The organism is Streptomyces sp. NPDC005722, assembly GCF_040630935.1.
In the GTDB taxonomy this organism is placed as follows: domain Bacteria; phylum Actinomycetota; class Actinomycetes; order Streptomycetales; family Streptomycetaceae; genus Actinacidiphila.
Map to the genome: position 1 here is coordinate 150296 of NZ_JBEXYN010000006.1, position 21866 is coordinate 172161.

Consider the following 21866-nt stretch of genomic DNA (forward strand, 5'->3'; position numbering starts at 1 on the left):
GGTGCCGTATCCAAACGCATTCGTCAAGGAAGTCACCCATCCGGGTGAGTTCCGCCCCGAAAAGGAGGCATGCGCCGACAGGGCCGCCGGACCCTTGGGCCATGGCTTCGAGAGTGCTCAGCATGCGCATAGACGGGGACCTGCTGGACCGTCTCCAGGCTCACGCCGCGAAACGCGGGATGAGCGTCCAGGACTACATCGTCCGGACGCTCATCCGCGATGACTTCGACGAACGGCTCAAGGCCTCCGTCGACGAGACCGAGCAGTTCTACACCGGCGGTTACGTCAGTCCCAGCGCCGGCATCAGGTAGTAGAAGGCGAAGACCGCCGACACCGCGTACAGCGCGGGCGGCACCTCACGGCCGCGCCCCGCCACCAGCCGCAGCACGCAGAAGGTGATGAACCCGATGCCGATGCCGTTGGTGATCGAGTAGGTGAACGGCATGAGCAGCATGGTCAGGAACGCCGGGACGGCGATCGTGACGTCGCTCCAGTCGATCTCCCGGACGCTGCCCGCCATGATCAGGAAGCCCACCGCGACCAGCGCGGGGGTGGCCGCCTGGGCCGGGACCATCGTGGCCAGCGGCGCGAAGAACAGGGCGACGACGAAGAGCAGCCCGGTGGCGATCGAGGCGAGTCCGGTGCGCGCACCCTCGCCGGCGCCGGCGGTGGACTCCGCGTAGCAGGTGTTGGCCGAGCAGGAGGTGAAGCCGCCCGCCGCGGTCGCGACGCCGTCGACCATCAGGACCCGGCTCATCCCGGGCAGGTCGCCCTTGGAGTCCAGCAGGTGCGCCTCGTCGGCGACGCCGAGGATGGTGCCCATCGCGTCGAAGAAGCAGCTCAGCAGCACCGTGAAGACGAAGAGGACGCCGGTGAGCACACCGACCTCCTGGAAGCCGCCGAACAGGCTCACCTTGCCGAACAGTCCGAAGTCGGGGCTCGCGACCGGGTTGCCGGGCCACTGCGGGACGGTGAGGCCCCATGCGGCGTCCTTGACGTTCGCCACCGCGTCCACGACCAGGGCGAGGAGCGTCATGGCGACGATGCTGATCAGGATGGCGCCGGGCACCTTGCGGACGATCAGCCCGAGGGTCAGCAGCACGCCGAGGATGAAGATCAGCACCGGCCAGCCGGTCAGGTGGCCGTTGATGCCCAGCTGCAGTGGCACGGTCGTGTGCGCGGCGTCCGGGATGCGGGTCACGAAGCCGGAGTCGACCAGGCCGATCAGCACGATGAACAGGCCGATGCCGATGGCGATCGCCTTGCGCAGGCCGAGCGGCACCGCGCTCATCACCCGTTCCCGCAGACCGGTGGCGACCAGCACCATGATCGCGAGGCCCGCCAGGACCACCATGCCCATCGCGTCCGGCCAGCTCATCTTGGGCGCGAGCTGGAGCGCGACGATGCTGTTCACGCCGAGGCCCGCGGCCAGCGCGATCGGGACGTTGCCGATGACGCCCATGAGCAGGGTGGTGAAGGCGGCGGTCACGACGGTGGCGGTGACCAGCTGGCCGCCGTCGAGGTGGTGGCCGTACTTGTCCACGCCCGAGCTGAGGATGATCGGGTTCAGGACGATGATGTAGGCCATCGCGAAGAAGGTGGCCAGACCACCGCGGATCTCCCGGGGGACCGAGGACCCCCGCTCGGTGATCCGGAAGTAGCGGTCGAGCGCGCCGCCGGCGGCCGCCGGGGGCGGGGTCGGGGAGCTGGGCACGACCTTGGCGGTGGTCGACGGGGACATGCGGTTCCTTGCGTGGGGGGAGCTTTTGGAGGTTCCTACGACTGAAACCGGTCAGCCTCGGACCGTTTCAGTATGAACATATGAGCCTCGCAAACGCTATCTCCGCGCGTAGACCCCCTTGGGGCAGTGGGTACGCTGTGCGGTATGAGCAGCAGCAGCCACAGCAAGGGGACGACCGGGTTGCGCGAGGCGCCCGCACCTCTGGAGGCGAACGACGTCGCAACCGTCACCGTCGGCACGGTCATCTGGTTCGCGCTCTTCCTCGTCCAGCTCCCCTTCTACGGCTGGTACTCCGACCACGGCCACGCCTGGTGGATCTGGACCTGCCTGGCCGGCGGCGGCCTCGGTCTCATCGGCCTCTGGTACGTGCGCGCGCGCCGGGACGCCATACAGCGGGCGCGCGCCGCCGAGGCCGCCGGACGGGACTGAGCCGGGCCGGCCCACCCGGCCGCCCCGCCCCGTCCCGCCCCTCCCCGGCGGCCGCACCGCGCGTCCCGCCCCGGTACCGGGCGGCTACACCCCCGGTCGTACGGCGCCCCGGAGATGTCCCCGAGAGCGGTCCCTCGCCGCGCCGCGCGCGCCGCCCCCCACGTACCGTCGAAGCCATGACGGAGAGCACGCAGCGGGAGGCGGCCGGGACGCGACCGGCCGTGCTCGGTGGACTGACCGCCGCCGAGGTGGCGGAGCGGGTGGCGCGGGGCGAGGTGAACGACGTCCCGGTGCGCTCCTCGCGCTCGATGGCCGAGATCGTGCGTGCGAACGTCTTCACCCGCTTCAACGCGATCATCGGGGTGCTCTTCCTGATCATCCTGGTGGTCGGCCCGATCCAGGACGGCCTGTTCGGCTTCGTCATCATCGCCAACACCGGCATCGGCATCTTCCAGGAGTGGCGCGCCAAGAAGACCCTGGACGGACTCGCCGTGATCGGGGAGGCGCGACCCACCGTCCGCCGGGACGGGGTCGCCGGCCCGGTCCCCACCTCCGCGATCGTCCTCGGCGACCTCGTCGAACTCGGGCCGGGCGACAAGGTGGTGGTCGACGGGGAGGTGGCCGAGGCCGACAGCCTGGAGGTCGACGAGTCGCTGCTCACCGGGGAGGCCGATCCGGTCGTCAAGCGCCCCGGCGACCCCGTCATGTCCGGCAGCTTCGTCGTCGCCGGCGGCGGGGCCTTCACCGCGACCAAGGTCGGCCGGGAGGCCTACGCGGCGCAACTCGCCGAGGAGGCGAGCCGCTTCACCCTCGTCCACTCCGAACTGCGCAGCGGCATCAGCCGGATCCTCAAGTACGTGACGTGGATGATGGTCCCCACCGCGATCGGCCTGATCGTCAGCCAGCTCGTCCTGGAGGACAACGACTGGCGCGAGGCGGTCCGCCGGATGATCGGCGGCATCGTGCCGATGGTGCCCGAGGGCCTGGTCCTGCTGACCTCCGTGGCCTTCGCCATCGGCGTGGTGCGGCTGGGCCGCAAGCAGTGCCTCGTCCAGGAGCTGCCCGCGATCGAGGGGCTGGCCCGGGTGGACGTGGTCTGCCTGGACAAGACCGGCACCCTCACCGAGGGCGGGATGGACGTCGCCGAGCTGCGGATGCTGGACGGCGTCGCGGAGCCCTACGTACGGCAGGTGCTCGGCGCGGTCAGCGCCGCCGACCCGCGCCCCAACCCGACGCTGGCCGCCGTCGCCGCGGCGTTCCCGGCCCCGGACGACGGCTGGCACGTCACGGACGCGCTGCCCTTCTCCTCCGCCCGCAGGTACAGCGCGGCGGCGTTCACCGAGCCGGGCGGGGAACGCAGCGCCTGGCTGCTCGGCGCCCCCGACGTGCTGCTCCCCGCCGGCGACCGGGCGCTCGGCGAGGTCGACGGCCTCAACGCCCGGGGACTGCGGGTGCTGCTGCTCGCCCGGACGGCGAAGGAGCTGGACGACCCCGCGGTGGGCGCCTCGGCCACCCCGGCCGCGCTGGTCGTCCTGGAGCAGCGGCTGCGCCCCGACGCCGCCGACACCCTGCGCTACTTCGCCGAGCAGGAGGTGCACGCCAAGGTCATCTCCGGCGACAACGCCGTCTCCGTCGGCGCGGTCGCCGGCAAGCTGGGGCTGCCGGGCGCCGAGCGGACGGTCGACGCCCGGCAGCTGCCCGCCGAGCGCGCGCGGATGGCGGCCGAGCTCGACCGGGGCACGGTCTTCGGCCGGGTCACGCCGCAGCAGAAGCGGGAGATGGTGGGCGCGCTCCAGTCCGGCGGCCACAACGTGGCGATGACCGGGGACGGCGTCAACGACGTCCTGGCCCTCAAGGACGCCGACATCGGCGTCGCCATGGGGTCGGGTTCCGAGGCGACCCGGGCGGTGGCGCAGATCGTGCTGCTCGACAACAGCTTCGCGGCGCTCCCGTCGGTCGTGGCGGAGGGCCGCCGCGTCATCGGCAACATCACGCGCGTCGCGACGCTCTTCCTCACCAAGACCGTCTACTCGGTGCTGCTCGCCCTGCTGGTGATCATCTGGCACGCGCCGTACCCGTTCCTCCCCCGGCACCTGACGCTGCTGTCCACGCTGACCATCGGCGTCCCCGCCTTCTTCCTCGCCCTCGCGCCCAACAAGGAGCGGGCCAGGCCGCAGTTCGTGGGCCGGGTCATGCGCTACTCGCTGCCCGCCGGGGTGATCGCGGGCGTCGCCACCTTCGTGACGTACATGCTCGCCCGCCACCATTACCGCGGCGCCGGCGCGCTGGAGGCGGAGACCAGCGCCGCGACGCTGACCCTCTTCCTGGTCGCGATGTGGGTGCTGGCACTGGTCGCGCGCCCCTACACCTGGTGGCGGATCGGCCTGGTCCTCACCATGGGCGCGGGTTTCCTGGTCGTGCTGGTCACGCCGTGGCTGCAGGAGTTCTTCGCGCTCCGCCTGGTCGGCACCCAGGGCCCCTGGACCGCCGTCGCCGTGGCGGTGGCCGCCGCGTTCGTGCTGGAGGTGGTCTGGCGCCGCGTACGCCGCACCGACGAGGACGACACCGTGCCGGACAAGCGCAGGGCGCCGGGCCCCCGCTGAGGGGGACCCGGCGCCCGGGGAGCGGCGGGTGCTACCGCACGTCGACGAAGTCGGACGGGCCGGCGACCGCGCCGGTCGGCGAGGTGGTGACGAAGTTGAAGCGCCAGTAGCCGTCCACGGAGGCCTTGACGGTGGTCTTCAGGGCGCCGGTGCTGCTGGACTTGACGGTCTTGACCGTCTTGTAGGTGCTGGTGCCCTTCTTGCGGAACTGCAGCTGCACGGACTGGCCCGTGTACCCGGCGTACTTGTGGGTCTCCCAGTTGGCCCGGGTGAGCTTGCCGGTGACGGTGATGGTCTTGCCCTTCTTCACCGGCTCCGGAGTGGCGTTGACCGTCAGCTCGGCGTTGCGCTTGATCTTCGCGGTGCCGGCGACCTCCTTCTCGACGAAGTCGCCGTCCTTGCCCCCGACCACGGCGTACACCTTCCAGGTACCGGCGAGGGCGTTCTTGTAGAGGTCCGCCTTGGGGTCGATGGTGATGCTGACCTTGCAGGTGGACGTGGTGGTGTTGACCACGGTGCAGGCGGCGTAGTCCGAGGCCGGGAAGAGGCCGCCGTCGATGCCGGTGCCGGTGAAGGCCGAGCCGTGCCAGAGGAAGACCGCGCCGCCGTCGATGCCCGACGGGTCGGTGGCGGTCACCGCGACGGAGACCGTCTTCTTGGCGCTCGTCCCGAGGACGATGTCCTTGCCGGCGTTGACGACGACCTTGGTGATCCGGGTGTCACCCACGACCTCGTCCGCCGCCGCCTTGGCGGCGAAGGTCCGGAGGGAGGTGGTGGTGTCCGGCCCGTCGGCGGCCTGCGCGGCCGGGACGGCCAGCGAGGCGAGGGCCAGGGCACCGGAGACCGCGGCCACAGTGGCGCGAATACGCATGCGTGAAGATCCCCCAAAGAAGCGACGCCCGTCGATCCCCCCGACACGGCGTCTCGAATGGTGAGAGGGAAGCGTATGGGCGAACACTCACCTCGTGGACACCTTTTCGACACATGATCCGGTGTGATCACCGACACGCCGGGCCGCAACCGGCTCAGTCGAACCAGCGGTCCCGGGCCAGCTCCTCCGTGCGGGTGAGGTCCTCCAGCAGCGCGGCCACCTCGAAGCGGCGCTGCCACGCGCCGGCCGCCCACGACAGGCCGGCGGCGACGCCCTCCAGCGTGGCGGCGTGCAGGGTGCCCCCGGTCCACCGCCAGTCGAGTTCGGCGGTGCCGCCGTCAGCCACCCGGACCAGCAGTTCCTCGTGCTCGACGTACGACAGCGGGGCGCCCGGCAGCAGCTCCCGCACCGCGTCCGCGACGTCGTGCGGCTCGCCCTCCGAGACGACCGGGGCCTCGAAGGCCTCGCTGAGCCGGCGCACCTGGAACAGCTCGGCCAGCGCGGCGGCACGGACCGGCGGCACCGGGAGCAGGGGCAGGCCCACGGTGAGCGGGATCAGGTCGGGCGCGTCCGCGACGAACGCCTCGCCGGCCTCGACCACCCGCGTCTCGCGGCCGTCGACGACGGCCCGCAGCTCGTCGGGGAGGGTGACCTGATCGGGGTCGAGGGTGGCCAGCTCGGAGTGGAGCCGGTGCAGTTGGGCCGGGGTGACGGCGGAGTCCGGGTCGGCGAGCCGGGCGAGCAGCTCCGCGCCGCCGCCGGGCTCGTCCAGCAGGGCCGCGACGGACGTGCGCACGCCCAGGGCGCGCAGCACCTGGTCGTCCACGGCCCCGGCCTCGGCGTCCTCGTACAGCCCGGCGAGCAGCGGGTCGCCGCCGGCGGCGCGCAGGCCCACCGGGCGGCGGCCGTCGAGGACCGGGTGGTCGCGCAGCCACCAGGCGGTGTAGGGCCGCACGGACTCCGTGGTGCCGTCCGGCAGCAGGACCCGCACCGGCTGGGTGACCGCGTCGCGCAGCGGCGGCACGGAGAGCATGGCCAGCGCCTGCGGCCAGGCGTCGTCGTCGACGAGGTCGAGGTCGCGCACGGCGACGATCTCGGTGGCGACCGGCGGCACGTCGGTGTCCGGCAGCCGGTCGAGGACGTCCTCGCACCAGACGTCGACCGCGTCGAGCAGCCCCGCGTCGTCCGGCTCGGCCCAGTCGCCCTCGCGGGGCTCCAGTTCGTCCGGGTCGAGCACCACGTCGGTGGCCCTGACCAGCGCGAAGGTGGCGAGGACGCCGACCGCGGTCAGCGGCTGCTCGCCCCAGCGGGCGGCCAGGTCCGCGTCGACGGAGCCGAGTTCGCCCTCCCGGACGACCTGCTCGAAGGCGCTGCCCGGCAGCACCAGTTCACCGGCCGGCGCGAGCTCGCCCTCGTCGTCGGTGAGGGCGAGCGCGGCCAGCCAGGGCTCGTCGCCGGGGGCGAGGTTCGCGGCGCGGACCAGGCCGAGGACGACCTCGGCCAGTTCCTCCGCGTCCAGCGCGGGCGCGTCCTCGTCCCAGGCGTCGTCGGCGTCCAGGGACGCGGCCACCGCCGCGCGCACCTGCGGGGTGGTGAGGACGGCGCGCGGGGTCGCCGGGGTGGCGCCGAGCTTCTCCAGCAGCGGGTGCGCTGCCTCCGGGTCGGCCACCTTCAGGCCCAGCCGGGCCAGTTCCGAGGCGGCCGGCAGCCCGGTGCTGACCGGGGCGGCCCCTTCGGCGTAGACGCTGTCCATCTCGGGCAGCGGCAGCAGCACCTGGCGCGGTCCGATGACCGTGCGACGGTCGGCCAGCGGTACGGGCAGCCCGCTCAGCCGGTCGGGGTCGGTGCCGGCCAGGGAGTCGTACAGGCGGTGCCACCAGGCCGCGGGCCGCTCCACCCCGGCGAGCCGGTCGATCGCGTCGCCCAGCGGCAGCCGGGCCACCCCGAGGACGCGCAGTTCGGGGCGGCGTTCCAGGCCGGCGGGCAGCAGCGTCGGGAAGACCTCCGCGAGCACACCGACCGTCTCCGCGCCGGTGCCCTCGACGACCTCGGCCTCCACGGGGCGCAGCGCGGGCGGGAGTTCGTCCTCGTCGTCGCCGCCGGTGACGTCGGCGGCGCGCGGCAGGAAGGCGGTGCGCGGCAGCCGCTCCAGCACGTGGCGGCGCAGTTCCGCGTCCAGCTCGCCCTTGCCGAGCGGGCCGGGCACCAGGTCCACGATGCCCGCGGCGACCGGCCGCCAGTCCGCCAGCAGCCGTACGTACAGCTCCGCCGCCCGCGCGACCAGGAAGTCGGTGAGGGCGCCGGGCGCGGCGTGGCGCCGGCTCGGGTCCAGCGGCAGCGAGGCGATGAGCAGCGCGGGCAGTCCCAGCGGCTCGTCCGTCGGGGTCGGGGCGTGCACGAAGGGCGCTGTCCGCGGCCGCTCGGGCGCACCGTCCCCGCCCACCGGGACGGCCCAGGTCACCGACCACACCGGCCGCAGCCGCTCCTCCACCGGGCGGTCGGCCAGCAGCGCCGCCTCCAGCGCGCCGGCCTCGCTCGCGGTGCGCCAGCGGGTGGTGCCGTTGACGCTGTCCACGACGACGGTCAGCCCGTCCTCCTGGCGCCGGGTCAGCGTCCGTACGCCCTCCGGCGTCTCGACGACCACCTCGGCCAGGCCGGGCAGGGACAGCAGCAGCGCGTCGTCGATCCCCGCGAGCAGGTGCGCCGCGAGGTCCGCGGCGGCCCCGTCGCGCAGCGGCAGCACGACGCAGGTGTCGTAGCCGTCCGGGGCGGTGCCCTCCGCGGGCAGCGGCAGCCGCAGCAGCGGTACGTGGCCGTCCCGGCGGCGCAGTTCGTCGGTGAGCCCCGGGGAACGTCCACCGGTCTCCCGCGCCAGGTCCCGGGCCTCGGCCAGCGACCAGCGGACGCCGCCGCTGCGGCTGAGGATCGCGGGCTCGTCGCTGACGGACAGCACGGCGGAGAAGCCGACGCCGAAGCGGCCGACGGCCAGGTCGCCCGCCTCGCGCTTGGCGCTGGCACGCAGCGTCGACAGGGACTCCACGCCCACGGCGTCCAGGTGGGCGCCGGTGTTCGCGGCCGCGAGCACCCCCTCGCGCAGGGTCAGCCGCAGCCGGCCGGTCACTCCCGCACGCGTCGCCGCGTCGGCGGCGTTCTGGGCCAGTTCGACGACGAGGCGGTCGCGGTAGCCGCCGAGTGCGAGGTCCTCCTCGGCGTTGGCGTCCTCCCGGAACCGGGCGGGCGACGCGGCCCACGCGTCCAGCACGGCCCGCCGCAGCCGTGCGGTCCCGAACGGATCTGCGCCCCGGTCCATCGCGGTCCCGCTCACGTCGTCTTCTCCCTCAAGCGCTCTCGCATGCCCTGTGCGGGTGACGCTACCGCGTGCGCCCGCACCCGGTCGTCCCGCACACCCCGGCCCCGGGCCCCGCCGGGACCCCCGGCGGGGCCGGTCATCCGGTTCGTACGGGACGTCGGCCACCCCGGGCGGCCGTGCTGACCGCCACCCGGCTCCACGCCCTGCCGGCGCGCCCCGCACGCGGCACGAACCGCATCAACCTGCTGGCCACCTCGTCCCGCAACTGGCGTACGCACAGCTCACCTCGCCCGACGACGGCATCGTGCCGTTCGGCCGGATACGTCGTCGGGCCGCCGCTTCCCGGGGCGTGCGCGCCCGCGTGCACTCGTGCGTGAGCGCGGTGGGGCCCTGCCGTCGTTTCCTGGTGCCGCCCAGGCAGCCACGGCCTGTGCCGGGACGTACCTGCGTGGTGGGCGTCGTCGCGCCGGCGCAAGCACACCGCTCACCGCGGGCACGCACCGCGCCCACCACCGGGACCCGGGGCGACAGCCCGCACACAACAGCGAGGCGCACACCCCCGGCGCCGCTCGCCACCAGCGCACGCCCCGACGACCCGCCCCGCGCGGACGAGGCACACGCCCTGACCACCACGCGAACCGGCACACCACCAGGCAACGGCCGGGGCACCCCGCGAGGTGCCCCGGGGACCGGCGGAGCCGTCAGCTGTGGCCGAGTTCCTCGGCCGGGGTGGTGTCCTCGACGGAGCCGTGGCGGTCGGGGTGGAGGGGGAGCGGCTCGACCGCGGTCTCGTCGAGGACGGGCGGGGCCGGGCGCGGGGTCTTCGGCATGACCGCGGCCTCGGAGTGCGCCCCGCACCCGTAGGCGAGGGAGACGACGCGCCCGTCGGCCGGGGAGAACTCGTTGGCGCAGACGCCGAAGGCCTGCCGCAGGGAGCCCGCGATGGGGACGAGGAAGCCGCAGGAGACGCACTGGGCGGGCGCGGCCTGGGCCATGGGGGCCTTGGGGCCGTACTCGTCCTCCCAGCGGTCCGCGGCGACGTGCAGCCCGTAGCGGGACAGCACGCGCGGCCGGGCCATGCCGATCTCCTCCGCGACGGCGCCGATCGTGCCGACCGTGGGCGCCAGCGGCAGGGCCGCGGGCGGTCCGCCGGAGACGTCGGCGTCCTCGGCCTCGACGAGTTCGGCCATCTCGTCGGAGACCGGCGAGTTCGGCGGCGGCACGTCCTCCCCGGAGAAGCCGGCCTCCAGGCGCAGGTCCTCCGCCTCGGTGGGCAGCAGGTCGCCGGGGCCGAGGTCGCCGGGGCGCAGGCGCTCGCTCCACGGCACCCATTCGGGCGCGAGGACGGCCTCGGGCCCGGGCACGAGCACCGTCTCGTCCAGGGTGATCGACTTGGCGCGGGAGGCCCGGGTGAGCGTGACCGCCCACCGCCAGCCGCGGTAGGCGGCCTCGCGGCAGTCGAACAGGTGCGTCACGACACGGTCGCCCTCGGCGACCGCACCGAGGTGCTCGCCCACCGCTTTCTCGCCGAAGGCCTCGACGGCGGCTTCGAGGGCGAGGTCGACCGCCTCGACGCACAGGCGGTCTGGGGTACGGCTTCGCATCGCAGCACTCACAAGAATCGATTCTCTCCTACGCCGTCTTACGCGTGCGCCGCCGAGGGTCGGGCGGGGCGGTGGCGGAGCGGACCGGAGGACCGCTTCAAACGCTGCCTGCCCGTACGTCCACGGGCGCACCTGATGACTCCATTCTGCGCGATCGCACGCTATCGGTGCGCGCCCCGTTCGGAAAGCCGCCCGGTAGGGCAGACTGGCGAGCGTGGCACGCACAGTGACGTCCGGCCCCGGACGGGTTCGCAGGGCGGGGAACGCCGTCGCGCGCGCCACGCAGCGTACGTCGTCCGCCGTGGTGCGCCGCTTCAGGCGGCACACGCATTCGGGCGGGGCGGGCGAGTCGGGCCTGGCGAAGCTGATCGAGCTGCACGCCGTGAACTCGGCCGGCGACATGCTGATCACCGTGGCGCTCGCCAGCACGATCTTCTTCTCCGTGCCGACCGGCGAGGCGCGCGGCCGGGTGGCACTCTACCTGCTGGTCACGATGGCCCCGTTCGCGCTGCTGGCCCCCGTGGTCGGTCCGCTGCTGGACCGGATCCCGCACGGGCGGCGCGCCGCGATGGCGATGTCGATGCTGGCCCGGGCGATCCTGGCCTGGACGATGGCCGGGGTGGTGGCGACCGCCGGACTGGAGCTGTATCCGGCCGCCTTGGGCGTGCTCGTGGCGTCGAAGGCGTACGGGGTGGTGCGCAGCGCGGTGGTGCCACGGCTGCTGCCGGTGCGCACGACGCTGGTGAAGGCGAACTCCCGGGTGAGTCTGACCGGCCTGCTGGCCACGGCGCTGGCGGCGCCGATCGGCGGGCTGCTGCATCTGATCGGGCCGGGCGTGCCGCTGTACGGGGCGTTCGTCGTGTTCGTCTGCGGGACGCTGCTGTCCTTCTCCCTCCCGCACAAGGTGGACTCCGCCAAGGGCGAGGCGCGCGCCGAGCTGAGCGCGGGCGAGGACGTCGAGCCGCACCGCCTGGGCCGGCAGTGGCGGGAGAAGCGGCCGGGGCTGCGGAGCGTCGGCGGCCCGGTGCTGCACGCCCTGCAGGCCAACGCCGCGCTGCGGGCGCTGTCGGGGTTCCTGACGCTCTTCCTCGCGTTCCTGCTGCGCGAGCATCCGCTGGGCGGCCTGTCGGGGCCCGTGTCGCTGGGCCTGGTCGCGGTGGCGGCGGGCTCCGGCAACGCCTTCGGCACCGCGCTCGGCTCCTGGCTGCGCGCCCGCGGACCGGAGCGGATCATCATCAGCGCGCTGGCCGCCGCCCTGGCGGCGACGTGTCTGGCGGCGGCCTGGTACGGGGTGCTGACCATCGCCGTCGTCGCGGCGGCGGCGGGCATCGCGCAGGCGCTGGGCAAGCTCTCGCTGGACGCCCTGATCCAGCGTGACGTGCCGGAGGAGGTGCGCACCTCGGCGTTCGCCCGCTCGGAGACCGCACTCCAGCTGGCGTGGGTCATCGGCGGCGCCATCGGCATCGTGCTGCCCCTCCACGGCACGCTCGGGATGGCGGTGGGGGCGGCCTTTGTGGCGCTCGGCGTCGTGTTCTCGGTCCGCGGTCTGGCGACCGGCGCCCGGGGGAGGGCGACGCGTCCGCGCACGGTGTGAGCACGGGAGGCCCACGGGAGGCCGGGGACACGAGCGGGCCCCCCGCGTAGCGGGAGCGCGACCGCCCGGTAGCCTCACCTTCATGAGCAATCGCCGCCGTGCCGCCGCCCTCGGTGCCGTGTCCCTCGGGCTGATCGCCCTCTCCGCCTGCGAGAAGCCGACCCCCCTGGCGACCGTCACCGTCGGCGACAGGACCGTGACCACCGAGGCCACCAGCAAGTGCTACCTCGACGGGAAGAAGCTGACGGAGCAGGCCTTCCTGGCCTGCCTGCAGGGCAAGCCCGAGAAGACCATCACGGTCCGGCCCGGTGACAAGGTGCGCATCGGCGTCGACCCCGCGATCGCCGAGAAGGGCTGGGTCGTGGCCGCCGGCACCTCCGGCAAGTCGGGGCTGCTGAAGGACACCACCTACCGCTCCTTCGACGCGGAGACGCTGCTCGCCGACGCGCAGTCGGGTGCCTCGGCCAGCGAGGTCACCCTCAACATCATCGAGACCGGCAGCGCCCAGGACTACCTCGGCGTCTGGCAGTTCAAGCTGAAGACGGCGGACTGAACCGCCAGCCGGGTCCGCCGGTCGAGGACATGACGCCCCGTCTGCTCGTCGTCACCGCCGTCCCGGCGGAGCGCGACGCGGTCGTCCGCGGTCTCGGCGGCGCGGCCGCCGAACGGCCCGTTCCGGGTGGCCGCCTCCTGCTGCGCACCGCGCTGGCGGACGTGCTGGCCGCGGGCGTCGGGCCGGCGGCCGCCGCGGCCGGCACGGCGGCGGCGCTGACCGCGGCCGAGTACACGCTGGTCGTCTCGGCCGGGATCGCCGGCGGTTTCCAGCCCGGCGCACCGGTGGGCTCGGCGGTCGTCGCCGACGCGGTCGTCGCCGCCGACCTGGGCGCGGAGGGCCCGGAGGGCTTCCTCCCGGTCGCCGAGCTGGGTTTCGGCACCTCCGAGCACCGTCCGCCCGGGCCGCTGTCACGCCGGGTCGCCGAGGTGCTCGGCGCGGCGTACGGGCCGGTCCTGACGGTGTCGACGGTCACGGGCACGGCGGCCCGCGCCACCGAGCTGACGCGCCGTCACCCGGGTGTCCTGGCCGAGGCCATGGAGGGCTTCGGCGTCGCGGAGGCGGCCGCGGCGCACGGGCTGCCCGTCCTGGAACTCCGTACGGTGTCCAATCCCGTGGGGCCGCGCGACCGCGCGGCCTGGCGGATCGGGGAGGCGCTCGACGCGCTCGCCGACGCCTTCGCCCTGCTCGGGAAGCAACCGGCCGTACTCGACGTTGGAGATCGGACATGAGCCAAGAGCGCGCGCTGCGGATCGCCTACTCCCCGTGTCCCAACGACACCTTCGTCTTCCATGCCTGGGCGCACGGCCGGGTCCCGGGCGCGCCGCCGATCGACGTGACGTTCGCGGACATCGACATCACCAACGGCATGGCCGAGCGCGGCGAGTTCGACGTCCTGAAGGTCTCCTACGCGGTGCTGCCCTACGTGCTCGACGAGTACGCGCTGCTGCCCTGCGGCGGCGCGCTGGGCCGCGGCTGCGGCCCGCTCGTGCTGACCAGGGACGAGGGCACGGGCACGGGCGCCGACCTGAGCGGGCGCACGGTGGCGGTGCCGAGCGAGCGCTCGACGGCGTACCTGCTCTTCCGGCTGTGGGCGGCCGCCGAAGTGCCGGGCGGCGTCGGCGAGATCGTCGTCCTGCCGTTCCACGAGATCATGCCCGCGGTGCGGGACGGCCGGGTCGACGCCGGCCTCGTGATCCACGAGGCGCGCTTCACCTACCAGGACTACGGACTGCACAAACTCGCGGACATGGGCGAGCACTGGGAGCGGACGACCACCCTGCCCATCCCGCTCGGCGCGATCATCGCCAAGCGTTCCCTGGGCGAGGAGCGGCTGCGGGAACTGGCGGACGCGGCCCGCACCTCCGTCCTCATGGCCTGGGACGAGCCCGAGGCCTCGCGCGGCTACGTCATGGAGCACGCGCAGGAGATGGACCCGAAGGTGGCGGACCAGCACATCGGGCTGTACGTCAACGAGTTCACGTCGGCGCTGGGCGAGGAGGGCTACGCGGCGGTCCGCGGGCTGCTCACCCGGGCCGCGGCCGAGGGGCTGGTGCCGCCCCTCGGCCCGCACGCGCTCGAGTGGTGAGCCCGGGCCCGGACGGGGTCAGACGTCCAGCTGGTCCGCGACGACACGCAGGACGGAGGCGATCTTGTGGCCGTGGGCCTTGTCCGGGTAACGGCCGCGCTGCAGCGAGCGGGCGACGTCCTCCAGCAGCGTGGTGAGGTCCTGCACGATGGGCAGCAGTTCGTCGGGCTTGCGCCGCTGCGCGGCCGCCACGGACGGCGCCGGATCCAGCAGGGTCACCGAGAGGGCCTGGTCGCCGCGTTGCCCGGCGACCACCCCGAACTCGACTCGCTGCCCCGGCTTCAGCGTGGCCACGCCGTCCGGCAGGACGGAGGAGTGGACGAAGACGTCGCCGCCGTCGTCGCGGGAGAGGAAGCCGAAGCCCTTCTCGCTGTTGAACCACTTGACCTTGCCGGTAGGCACGTCCGACCTCGTCCTCGCTGTAGACAGAAAAAAGCTCTTGGATAGCAAGACAGCGGGTCCTTGGCAGACCCGCTGCCCATAAGGCTAATGGCCCGGGGGCGTGTGACAAGACTTCGTGGTCCTACGGCTCCGGCCCGCATCCGGCCGGTGCGCTGCGACTTCCCCGGGCGATCTACCCTGGTCCGGTGACCAACGAAACCCGGAAACCGGGCGATCTCCTCGTGCGCGCCGGCGCCGCCGTCTTCGTCGTCGGCGCACTCGGCACTCTCGCCACCGTGGCCCCGCTCTTCCTGGGGTCCGACCCGCTGCCGACCGCCGCCTACCTGGTGTCGATGCTCATGGGCGTCGGCTTCGGGCTGGCCCTGGCCGGGCTGCTGCGCTCCGCGCGGGCGCAGAGCCGTCAGGCGACGGCGTCCGGATCCGGGGCGTAGGAGGCGAACCAGGCGGGGAACTCCGTCAGGTCGGCGAGCACGACGTCGGCGCCCGCGGCGCGCAGTTCGTCCGCGGTGACGGGACCCGTGGCCACCGCCACGGACAGCGCGCCGGCCGTACGGGCCCCGACGACGTCCCCCACGTGGTCGCCGACGTAGACCGCCGCCCCGTACTCGGTCAGGGCCTCCGCCTTCGCCTCGGCCCACAGCCAGCCGCGCACCTCGTCGACCTCGATGCCCAGGTGCGCGAGGTGCAGCTTGGCGTTCGGCTCGTGCTTGGCCGTGACCACGACGGCCCGGCCGCCCACGGCGTGGACGGCGGCGACGGCCTCGCGCGCCCCGGGCATGGCCGGGGTCGGGGCGACGGCGTACTCGGGGTACAGCGCCCGGTAGCGGTCGGCGGCCGCGGGGATGTCCGCCGCGGGGAACCAGTGCGCCAGCTCCCAGTCGAGCGGCGGCCCGAGACGGGTGACCGCGAGCGCGGCGTCGATGTGGACGCCGGTCTCCTCGGTGAGGCGCTCGTACGTGGCCCTGATGCCGGGCCGTGAGTCGATCAGGGTCATGTCGAGGTCGAAACCGACCGTTATCGGGGACGGCGGCAGGGAAGCGGGCATGGCAGCCACTCTAACGAGGCGGCCGGCGGGCCCTGCTCCCCCGCCAGAGCAGGAAGGCGGCGGAGGCGACCGCCGCGATCCGCACGACCGTGGGCAGCGCGTCGGCGATCGCGGAGTCCAGGCCCCCCTCGGGGATCGGCTCGCCCCACCGTCCGGCGAAGCGGCCCCATATCCAGGTGAGCGCGGCCGCCGCCGTCAGCCCGGGCAGGCCCAGCGCGGCGAAGCGGGACGCGCGGCGCGACAGGCGGCGTGAGCCGTACGCCACGGCCCAGCCGGCGAGGAGCGCGATCCAGGAGCCCAGGACGGCCCCGGCCAGCAGCAGCAGCGCGGCGGCGGTCTCCAGGACCCCGGCCCGCCACCGAAGCCGCGCCCGGGCCTTGGCCGGGGCGGCGGCTGCGGCCTCCGGTTCCGGCGCGGACCCCGGTTCCTCCTTCCCGTCGGCCGGGACGGCCTCCGGTTCCTCCTCCTCGGGATCGACGGGGATGATCAGGCCGCCGGTCATGCCGGGCAGCCCGGCCACTTCGTCCCCGGGCACGGGCCTCCGCGACGGGGACCGCGTGGGCTGCGTGCGCTGTTCGGGCAGCCGCCACCACTCCGGCTCCGCCGGTGCGGGCTCCTGCGGGGTGCGGGGCGCGGGCACCGCGGCGGCCTCCTGCACCACGGTGTCGGGCGCGCCCATGCGGCCCAGGATCCGCCGCACCACGGCGGGGTTGTCGCTGCCGTGCCGCTCCCGGTCGATGTCCTTGCGCAGCTGTGCCACGAGGTCCCGCCGGCGGTCCGCCGGCAGGGCCGTCTGCGCCAAGTCCCCCACCTTGCTGAGGTAGTCCAGAACCAGCCGGTCGCTCTCCTCCGCACCCATGCCCCGACGCTACCGCCCCCCGGCCCGACCCCGGGCACGGATGCGTCCCGCCCCCGCCCCGGACGCCGTTGCACGGAGGTACACCGCGACAGGTCACCGCCCAAGCCCGCACCCCACCCACCGGCACGGTCGCGTCCCGGCCGCCCACCGGAAGCCCGAGGCGGCCAGGCAGCAGGCCGCCACCACGTACCCCCAACGGAAGCCGCAGGCCGCGCCGACCGCACGCCGGAAACCGGGAGCGGGGGTGGCTCTGCCACCACGTAAGCCTCGCCACCAGGGCTCCGCCGCCCGGCGCACCGGCACGGTCGGGTGCCGACCGCCCACCGGAAGCCGCAGGCCGCGCCGGCCCGCGGCACGAGGCACGAGGCCGCAATGCCTCTACCGCCCACAGCCCGTCACGCCCACCCCCACCCCCACTGACGCCACCACCCTCGGGCCGGCCATGGGCACCGTTACGCGCCGACCGCCCGCGGGAGACGAGAGCGGCCCACACCCCGCGCACCCCTACTCACCCGTCGACGCCGTCACCCTCCGGGCCGGCCATGGGCACAGTGCGCACCGGCCGCCCACCGGAGGCCGGAGGCGTCGCCGTTGCGGTGGCGACCGGCTCATGGGGCCGCCGCCCTCCAATGCGGCCACCACCCACCCGCACGGTCGCGTGCCGAGCGCGCACCGGGAAGCCTCGGCGCAGCCGGTGAGGCTTGGGGAAAACCGGGGACGACGCCCACGTGGCTCGGGGGCGGGCAGGGCTAGTGTGGGGGAGATGAGCACTGACGGCCCTGCGGCGGCGCCGCGCACGCTCGCGGAGGACCTGCGCGCCCGCGGCGACGACGCGTTGACCGCACTGCTCCGGGCGCGCCCGGACCTGCTGAACCCGGTCCCGAACGACCTCTCACAGCTGGCGACCCGCGCCGGCACGCGTGCCTCCGTCGTCCGCGCCCTCGAACGCCTGGACCGGTTCACGCTGCAGACCGCCGAGGCACTGGCCGTCGCGGCGGACGGCGCCCCCTACGACGCGCTCGCCGCGCTGATGGGCCCGGAGGCGGCGGAGGCGCTGCCCGGCGCCGTGGAGAGGCTGCGGGCGCAGGCACTGCTGTGGGGCGGGGACGAGCGGCTGCGCCTGGTGCGCACCGCGCGCGACATCCTGGCCCCGGCCGCGGGGAGCCCGTCACCGACCGGTCTCGGGCCGTCGGTGGCGGAGGCGACGTCCGGCATGTCGCCGACGCGGTTGCAGCAGGTCCTCACCACGGCAGGGCTGCCGCCGACGCACGACCCGGTGAGCGCGGTGGGGGCGCTGACGGCGCTCTTCGCGGACCGCTCGCGGATGGCGGCGCTGCTCGACGGGGCGCCCCCCGAGGCCGTGGCGGTGCTGCGCCGGCTGACGTGGGGTCCGCCGTACGGGGAGGTGGCCGACGTGTCGGTGCCGCCGCCCCCGGTGGCCTGGCTGCTGGAGCGGGGGCTGCTGCTGCCGGCCGGGGCGCGCAACGTCGTGCTCCCCCGCGAGGTGGCCCTGCACCTGCGCGACGGCAGGGCGCACCAGGTTCCCGAGCCGGTCGCACCGGACGTGGCGCCGAAGGAACACGATCCACAGGCTGTGGACAACACCGCCGCGGGCCAGGCCTTCACGGCGGTCCGCACGGTCGAGGAACTGCTGAAGCAGTGGGAGACCGGCGGCCCGCCGATGCTGCGCGCCGGCGGGCTGAGCGTGCGGGACCTGAAGCGGGTGGCCACGGCGCTGGACGTGGCGGAGCCGCCGGCCGCGTTCTGGCTGGAGCTGGCCTACGCCGCGGGCCTGGTCGCCTCCGACGGGGAGGTGGACGAGGCGTACGCGCCGACCCCCGCGGCCGACGTGTGGCTGGCCATGCCCGCCGAGGACCGGTGGGCGGCCCTGGTCACGGCGTGGCTGGCCGCCACCCGTGTGCCCGGTGTCGTCGGCACGCGGGACGCGAAGGGCCGTGCGCTGGCCGCGCTCGGCCCCGACCTGGACCGTTCGCTCGCCCCCGAGGTGCGCCGGCGGACGCTGGAGCTGCTGGCCGCGCTCCCCGAGGGCGCGTCGGCGGACCAGGACGCGCTGCTGGCCCGGCTGCGCTGGGAGCGCCCGCTGCGGGGCGGTGCCGCGATGGACCCGCTCCGCGCCGACCTGGTGCGCTGGACGGTGTCGGAGGCGGAGCTGCTGGGGATCACCGGCCGCGGCGCGCTGTCGGCGCACGGCCGTGCGCTGCTGCGGCGTTCCGGGGACGTCGCAGCGGCGCTGCTCGGGCCGCTGCTGCCGGAGCCGCTGGACCATGTGCTGCTCCAGGCGGATCTGACCGCGGTCGCGCCGGGCCCGCTGCAGCCGCACCTGGCCGAGACGCTGCACGTGCTGGCGGACGTGGAGTCCAAGGGCGGCGCGACGGTCTTCCGCTTCACCCAGGGGTCGGTACGCCGGGCGCTGGACGCCGGGCGCACCGCCGCCGACCTGCACGCCTTCCTGGCCACGCACTCGCGCACCCCCGTGCCGCAACCACTGAGCTACCTCGTGGACGACGTCGCCCGCCGGCACGGCCGGCTGCGCGTGGGCGCGGCCTCGGCGTACGTGCGCTGCGACGACGACGCCCTGCTGAGCGAGCTGCTGGTCGACCGCCGGGCGGCCGGCCTCGGGCTGCGCAGGCTGGCGCCGACGGTGCTGGCGGCGCAGAGCGACCCGGCGACGCTGCTGGAGCGGCTGCGCGCGCTGGGCCACGCACCGGCCGCCGAGTCCGCCGAGGGCGATGTGCTGATCACCCGCGCGGACGCCCGGCGAACGCCGCCGCGCAGCGCGCCGGTGCCCGTGGTGGACGGTCCACCGACCCCTGACGGCACCCTGCTCGGGGCGGCCGTGAAGGCGATCCGGGCGGGTGACCGCGCCTCGACCGCGGTGCGCCGGGAGTCCGCGGACCGCCCGGGCGCGGGCGCCGACGGCCGGCTGCCGCGTACGGCGGCGGCCGAGACGCTGGCGACGATGCAGGCGGCGGTGCTGACCGGCGAGTCGGTGTGGATCGGCTACGTCAACGCGGAGGGCGCGGCGAGCCAGCGCGTGATCGGCCCGATGCGGGTGGAGGGCGGCTTCGTCACCGCGTACGACCACACCGCGGACGAGGTCCGCACCTTCGCGCTGCACCGGATAACGGGTGTCGCCGAGCTCGCCGACGACCTGGCCTGACCGGCCACCGGGGCGCCCGGCGGGCGGGCCCGCGGTATCGATCGCGGGGACCGGGGCGTTTCCACAGCGGGATGGGGGACCATGGATAGTTCAGCCCGGCCCCTCTCCCGGTCCCGGCCCGCCCATTCGCGGAGGTTTGCGTGTCCTGCCTGATCGTCCAGAGCGACAAGACCCTGCTCCTGGAGGTCGACCACGAGCTCGCCGACGAGTGCCGGCGTGCCATCGCCCCCTTCGCGGAACTGGAGCGGGCGCCCGAGCACATCCACACCTACCGGATCACGCCGCTGGGGCTGTGGAACGCCCGCGCCGCCGGGCACGACGCGGAGCAGGTCGTGGACGCGCTCGTGCAGTACTCCCGCTACCCGGTGCCGCACGCGCTGCTGGTGGACGTGGCCGAGACGATGGCCCGCTACGGCCGGCTGACGCTGAGCAAGCACCCGGCGCACGGCCTGGTGCTGACCACCACGGACCGTCCGGTGCTGGAGGAGATCCTCCGCTCGAAGAAGGTCGCGCCGCTGGTGGGCGCCCGGCTCGACCCCGACACGGTGGTCGTCCACCCCTCCGAGCGCGGCCAGATCAAGCAGGTGCTGCTGAAGCTGGGCTGGCCGGCCGAGGACCTCGCCGGGTACGTGGACGGCGAGGCGCACCCGATCGAGCTGGACCAGGACGGCTGGAAGCTGCGCCCCTACCAGGAGCAGGCGGTGGACGGCTTCTGGCACGGCGGCTCCGGCGTGGTCGTGCTGCCCTGCGGCGCCGGCAAGACGCTGGTGGGCGCGGGCGCGATGGCGCAGGCGAAGGCGACGACGCTGATCCTCGTGACGAACACGGTCTCGGCCCGGCAGTGGAAGCACGAGCTGGTGAAGCGGACCTCGCTGACCGAGGACGAGATCGGCGAGTACAGCGGCACCCGCAAGGAGATCCGCCCGGTCACCATCGCCACCTACCAGGTGCTGACGACCAAGCGGAAGGGCGTCTACCCGCACCTGGAGCTCTTCGACTCCCGCGACTGGGGCCTGATCGTCTACGACGAGGTGCACCTGCTGCCGGCGCCGGTCTTCAAGTTCACCGCGGATCTGCAGGCCCGCCGCCGGCTCGGCCTGACGGCGACGCTGGTGCGCGAGGACGGCCGCGAGTCGGACGTCTTCTCGCTGATCGGCCCCAAGCGTTTCGACGCCCCCTGGAAGGAGATCGAGGCGCAGGGCTACATCGCGCCCGCCGACTGCGTGGAGGTGCGGGTCAACCTGAGCGACTCCGAGCGGCTGGCGTACGCGACCGCCGAGCCGGAGGAGAAGTACCGCTACTGCGCGACGACGGAGACCAAGCGCAAGGTCACCGAGGCGCTGGTGGCCAAGCACCGCGGGCAGCAGACCCTGGTGATCGGCCAGTACATCGACCAGCTCGACGAGCTGGGCGAGCACCTGGCCGCGCCGGTGATCAAGGGCGAGACGACGAACGCACAGCGCGAGAAGCTCTTCGACGCGTTCCGGCGGGGCGAGATCTCGGTGCTCGTGGTCTCGAAGGTGGCCAACTTCTCGATCGACCTGCCGGAGGCGACGGTCGCCATCCAGGTGTCGGGCACCTTCGGCTCCCGCCAGGAGGAGGCGCAGCGCCTCGGCCGGGTGCTGCGGCCGAAGGCCGACGGCCACGAGGCCCGCTTCTACTCCGTGGTCGCCCGCGACACCATCGACCAGGACTTCGCCGCGCACCGGCAGCGCTTCCTGGCAGAGCAGGGGTACGCGTACCGCATCGTCGACGCGGACGAGCTGCTGTAGCGGCCGCGGGGCCGCCGCGTCAGTCGCGCGCGGCGGCGCCGTCCTGGCCCAGCACCACCACGCGGAAGGCCGTGGCGACGAAGACCCGGAAGGCGCGCAGGGCGTCCCCCACGGGGTGGACCGGATGCCGGTGCGCGCCGTCCTCGGCGATGGCGGTGCTGCCGCGGACGCGGGAGACCACTGGTCGTGCCATGCCCCCAATGTACGCATCCGTGACGCTTTGGGCAGAGGTCCGGACCACGGGCGGGTGGAATAACGGTTAGCGCCGCCCGTCGGCGAAGCGTAAGATCCTGCGTCTTGCCGCCCGCCCCCGA

Annotated in this window: 18 protein-coding genes; 10 read left to right on the forward strand and 8 right to left on the reverse strand. The window is 74.4% G+C overall.

Annotated features, from left to right (window positions below):
- Nucleotides 1–101: 101 nt before the first annotated feature.
- Nucleotides 102–311, forward strand: a complete 210-nt coding sequence (locus ABZ479_RS10225) for a ribbon-helix-helix protein, CopG family (RefSeq protein WP_499599874.1) — start codon at nt 102–104, stop codon at nt 309–311.
- On the opposite strand, the gene ABZ479_RS10230 is transcribed toward ABZ479_RS10225, so the two are convergent.
- Nucleotides 281–1741 (reverse strand): NCS2 family permease, encoded by a 1461-nt coding sequence (locus tag ABZ479_RS10230; RefSeq protein ID WP_500461111.1) that lies wholly within the window; start codon nt 1739–1741, stop codon nt 281–283. The genes ABZ479_RS10225 and ABZ479_RS10230 overlap by 31 nt on opposite strands.
- A gap of 144 nt (nt 1742–1885) precedes the next feature.
- Between ABZ479_RS10230 and ABZ479_RS10235 the strand changes: the two genes are divergently transcribed.
- Together ABZ479_RS10235 and ABZ479_RS10240 are read left to right on the forward strand one after the other, a co-directional pair.
- A complete protein-coding gene (locus ABZ479_RS10235) occupies nt 1886–2170 on the forward strand; it encodes a DUF2530 domain-containing protein (RefSeq protein ID WP_500461112.1) in 285 nt (94 codons plus the stop codon).
- Nucleotides 2171–2346: 176 nt separating this feature from the next.
- Entirely contained in the window at nt 2347–4773 is a 2427-nt protein-coding gene (locus tag ABZ479_RS10240) for an HAD-IC family P-type ATPase (RefSeq protein WP_500461113.1), read from the forward strand.
- A gap of 31 nt (nt 4774–4804) precedes the next feature.
- Here ABZ479_RS10240 and ABZ479_RS10245 read toward each other — a convergent pair whose 3' ends face one another.
- The 3 genes from ABZ479_RS10245 to ABZ479_RS10255 form a co-directional block, all read right to left on the reverse strand.
- Nucleotides 4805–5644: a calcium-binding protein gene (locus tag ABZ479_RS10245; RefSeq protein ID WP_500461114.1), complete on the reverse strand. Its 840-nt coding sequence runs from the start codon at nt 5642–5644 to the stop codon at nt 4805–4807.
- Between the two features lie 154 nt (nt 5645–5798).
- A complete protein-coding gene (locus tag ABZ479_RS10250; protein ID WP_500461286.1) occupies nt 5799–8954 on the reverse strand; it encodes a sacsin N-terminal ATP-binding-like domain-containing protein in 3156 nt (1051 codons plus the stop codon).
- 701 nt (nt 8955–9655) lie between these two features.
- Nucleotides 9656–10558 (reverse strand): DUF3027 domain-containing protein, encoded by a 903-nt coding sequence (locus ABZ479_RS10255; protein WP_499599867.1) that lies wholly within the window; start codon nt 10556–10558, stop codon nt 9656–9658.
- 214 nt (nt 10559–10772) lie between these two features.
- On the opposite strand from ABZ479_RS10255, the gene ABZ479_RS10260 reads away from it, so the two are divergent.
- The 4 genes from ABZ479_RS10260 (at nt 10773) to ABZ479_RS10275 (ending at nt 14293) form a co-directional block, all read left to right on the forward strand.
- Nucleotides 10773–12152 carry an MFS transporter gene (locus ABZ479_RS10260; RefSeq protein WP_500461115.1) on the forward strand — a complete coding sequence of 460 codons (1380 nt, stop codon included), beginning with the start codon at nt 10773–10775 and terminating at the stop codon, nt 12150–12152.
- A gap of 82 nt (nt 12153–12234) precedes the next feature.
- Nucleotides 12235–12705 (forward strand): hypothetical protein, encoded by a 471-nt coding sequence (locus ABZ479_RS10265; RefSeq protein ID WP_500461116.1) that lies wholly within the window; start codon nt 12235–12237, stop codon nt 12703–12705.
- A gap of 29 nt (nt 12706–12734) precedes the next feature.
- Nucleotides 12735–13436: a futalosine hydrolase gene (locus ABZ479_RS10270; RefSeq protein WP_500461117.1), complete on the forward strand. Its 702-nt coding sequence runs from the start codon at nt 12735–12737 to the stop codon at nt 13434–13436.
- Nucleotides 13433–14293 (forward strand): 1,4-dihydroxy-6-naphtoate synthase, encoded by an 861-nt coding sequence (locus tag ABZ479_RS10275; protein ID WP_500461119.1) that lies wholly within the window; start codon nt 13433–13435, stop codon nt 14291–14293. Before ABZ479_RS10270 ends, ABZ479_RS10275 begins: the two co-directional genes overlap by 4 nt.
- Nucleotides 14294–14311: 18 nt before the next feature.
- On the opposite strand, the gene ABZ479_RS10280 is transcribed toward ABZ479_RS10275, so the two are convergent.
- A complete protein-coding gene (locus ABZ479_RS10280) occupies nt 14312–14695 on the reverse strand; it encodes a cold-shock protein (RefSeq protein WP_018560023.1) in 384 nt (127 codons plus the stop codon).
- 185 nt (nt 14696–14880) lie between these two features.
- Between ABZ479_RS10280 and ABZ479_RS10285 the strand changes: the two genes are divergently transcribed.
- Nucleotides 14881–15126 carry a hypothetical protein gene (locus ABZ479_RS10285; protein WP_499599859.1) on the forward strand — a complete coding sequence of 82 codons (246 nt, stop codon included), beginning with the start codon at nt 14881–14883 and terminating at the stop codon, nt 15124–15126.
- Here the strand turns inward: ABZ479_RS10285 and ABZ479_RS10290 are convergent.
- Nucleotides 15096–15740, reverse strand: a complete 645-nt coding sequence (locus ABZ479_RS10290; RefSeq protein ID WP_500461121.1) for an HAD family hydrolase — start codon at nt 15738–15740, stop codon at nt 15096–15098. The genes ABZ479_RS10285 and ABZ479_RS10290 overlap by 31 nt on opposite strands.
- Nucleotides 15741–15750: 10 nt before the next feature.
- A complete protein-coding gene (locus tag ABZ479_RS10295; protein WP_500461122.1) occupies nt 15751–16599 on the reverse strand; it encodes an HAAS signaling domain-containing protein in 849 nt (282 codons plus the stop codon).
- Nucleotides 16600–17362: 763 nt separating this feature from the next.
- Here ABZ479_RS10295 and ABZ479_RS10300 point away from each other — a divergent pair.
- Nucleotides 17363–19780: a helicase-associated domain-containing protein gene (locus ABZ479_RS10300; RefSeq protein WP_500461123.1), complete on the forward strand. Its 2418-nt coding sequence runs from the start codon at nt 17363–17365 to the stop codon at nt 19778–19780.
- Between the two features lie 140 nt (nt 19781–19920).
- Nucleotides 19921–21552 (forward strand): DNA repair helicase XPB, encoded by a 1632-nt coding sequence (locus tag ABZ479_RS10305; protein WP_499599851.1) that lies wholly within the window; start codon nt 19921–19923, stop codon nt 21550–21552.
- Nucleotides 21553–21571: 19 nt separating this feature from the next.
- Here ABZ479_RS10305 and ABZ479_RS10310 read toward each other — a convergent pair whose 3' ends face one another.
- The gene (locus ABZ479_RS10310) at nt 21572–21745 is read right to left on the reverse strand and encodes a hypothetical protein (RefSeq protein ID WP_499599849.1); all 174 of its coding nucleotides are present in this window, start codon (nt 21743–21745) and stop codon (nt 21572–21574) included.
- Nucleotides 21746–21866 lie beyond the last annotated feature (121 nt).

Coding starts and splice junctions, on each gene's coding strand:
- ABZ479_RS10225 (WP_499599874.1), top strand. CDS start 102: ATGGCTTCGAGAGTGCTCAGCATGCGCATAGACGGGGACCTGCTGGAC.
- ABZ479_RS10230 (WP_500461111.1), bottom strand. CDS start 1,741: ATGTCCCCGTCGACCACCGCCAAGGTCGTGCCCAGCTCCCCGACCCCG.
- ABZ479_RS10235 (WP_500461112.1), top strand. CDS start 1,886: ATGAGCAGCAGCAGCCACAGCAAGGGGACGACCGGGTTGCGCGAGGCG.
- ABZ479_RS10240 (WP_500461113.1), top strand. CDS start 2,347: ATGACGGAGAGCACGCAGCGGGAGGCGGCCGGGACGCGACCGGCCGTG.
- ABZ479_RS10245 (WP_500461114.1), bottom strand. CDS start 5,644: ATGCGTATTCGCGCCACTGTGGCCGCGGTCTCCGGTGCCCTGGCCCTC.
- ABZ479_RS10250 (WP_500461286.1), bottom strand. CDS start 8,954: ATGGACCGGGGCGCAGATCCGTTCGGGACCGCACGGCTGCGGCGGGCC.
- ABZ479_RS10255 (WP_499599867.1), bottom strand. CDS start 10,558: ATGCGAAGCCGTACCCCAGACCGCCTGTGCGTCGAGGCGGTCGACCTC.
- ABZ479_RS10265 (WP_500461116.1), top strand. CDS start 12,235: ATGAGCAATCGCCGCCGTGCCGCCGCCCTCGGTGCCGTGTCCCTCGGG.
- ABZ479_RS10270 (WP_500461117.1), top strand. CDS start 12,735: ATGACGCCCCGTCTGCTCGTCGTCACCGCCGTCCCGGCGGAGCGCGAC.
- ABZ479_RS10275 (WP_500461119.1), top strand. CDS start 13,433: ATGAGCCAAGAGCGCGCGCTGCGGATCGCCTACTCCCCGTGTCCCAAC.
- ABZ479_RS10290 (WP_500461121.1), bottom strand. CDS start 15,740: ATGCCCGCTTCCCTGCCGCCGTCCCCGATAACGGTCGGTTTCGACCTC.
- ABZ479_RS10295 (WP_500461122.1), bottom strand. CDS start 16,599: ATGGGTGCGGAGGAGAGCGACCGGCTGGTTCTGGACTACCTCAGCAAG.
- ABZ479_RS10300 (WP_500461123.1), top strand. CDS start 17,363: ATGAGCACTGACGGCCCTGCGGCGGCGCCGCGCACGCTCGCGGAGGAC.
- ABZ479_RS10310 (WP_499599849.1), bottom strand. CDS start 21,745: ATGGCACGACCAGTGGTCTCCCGCGTCCGCGGCAGCACCGCCATCGCC.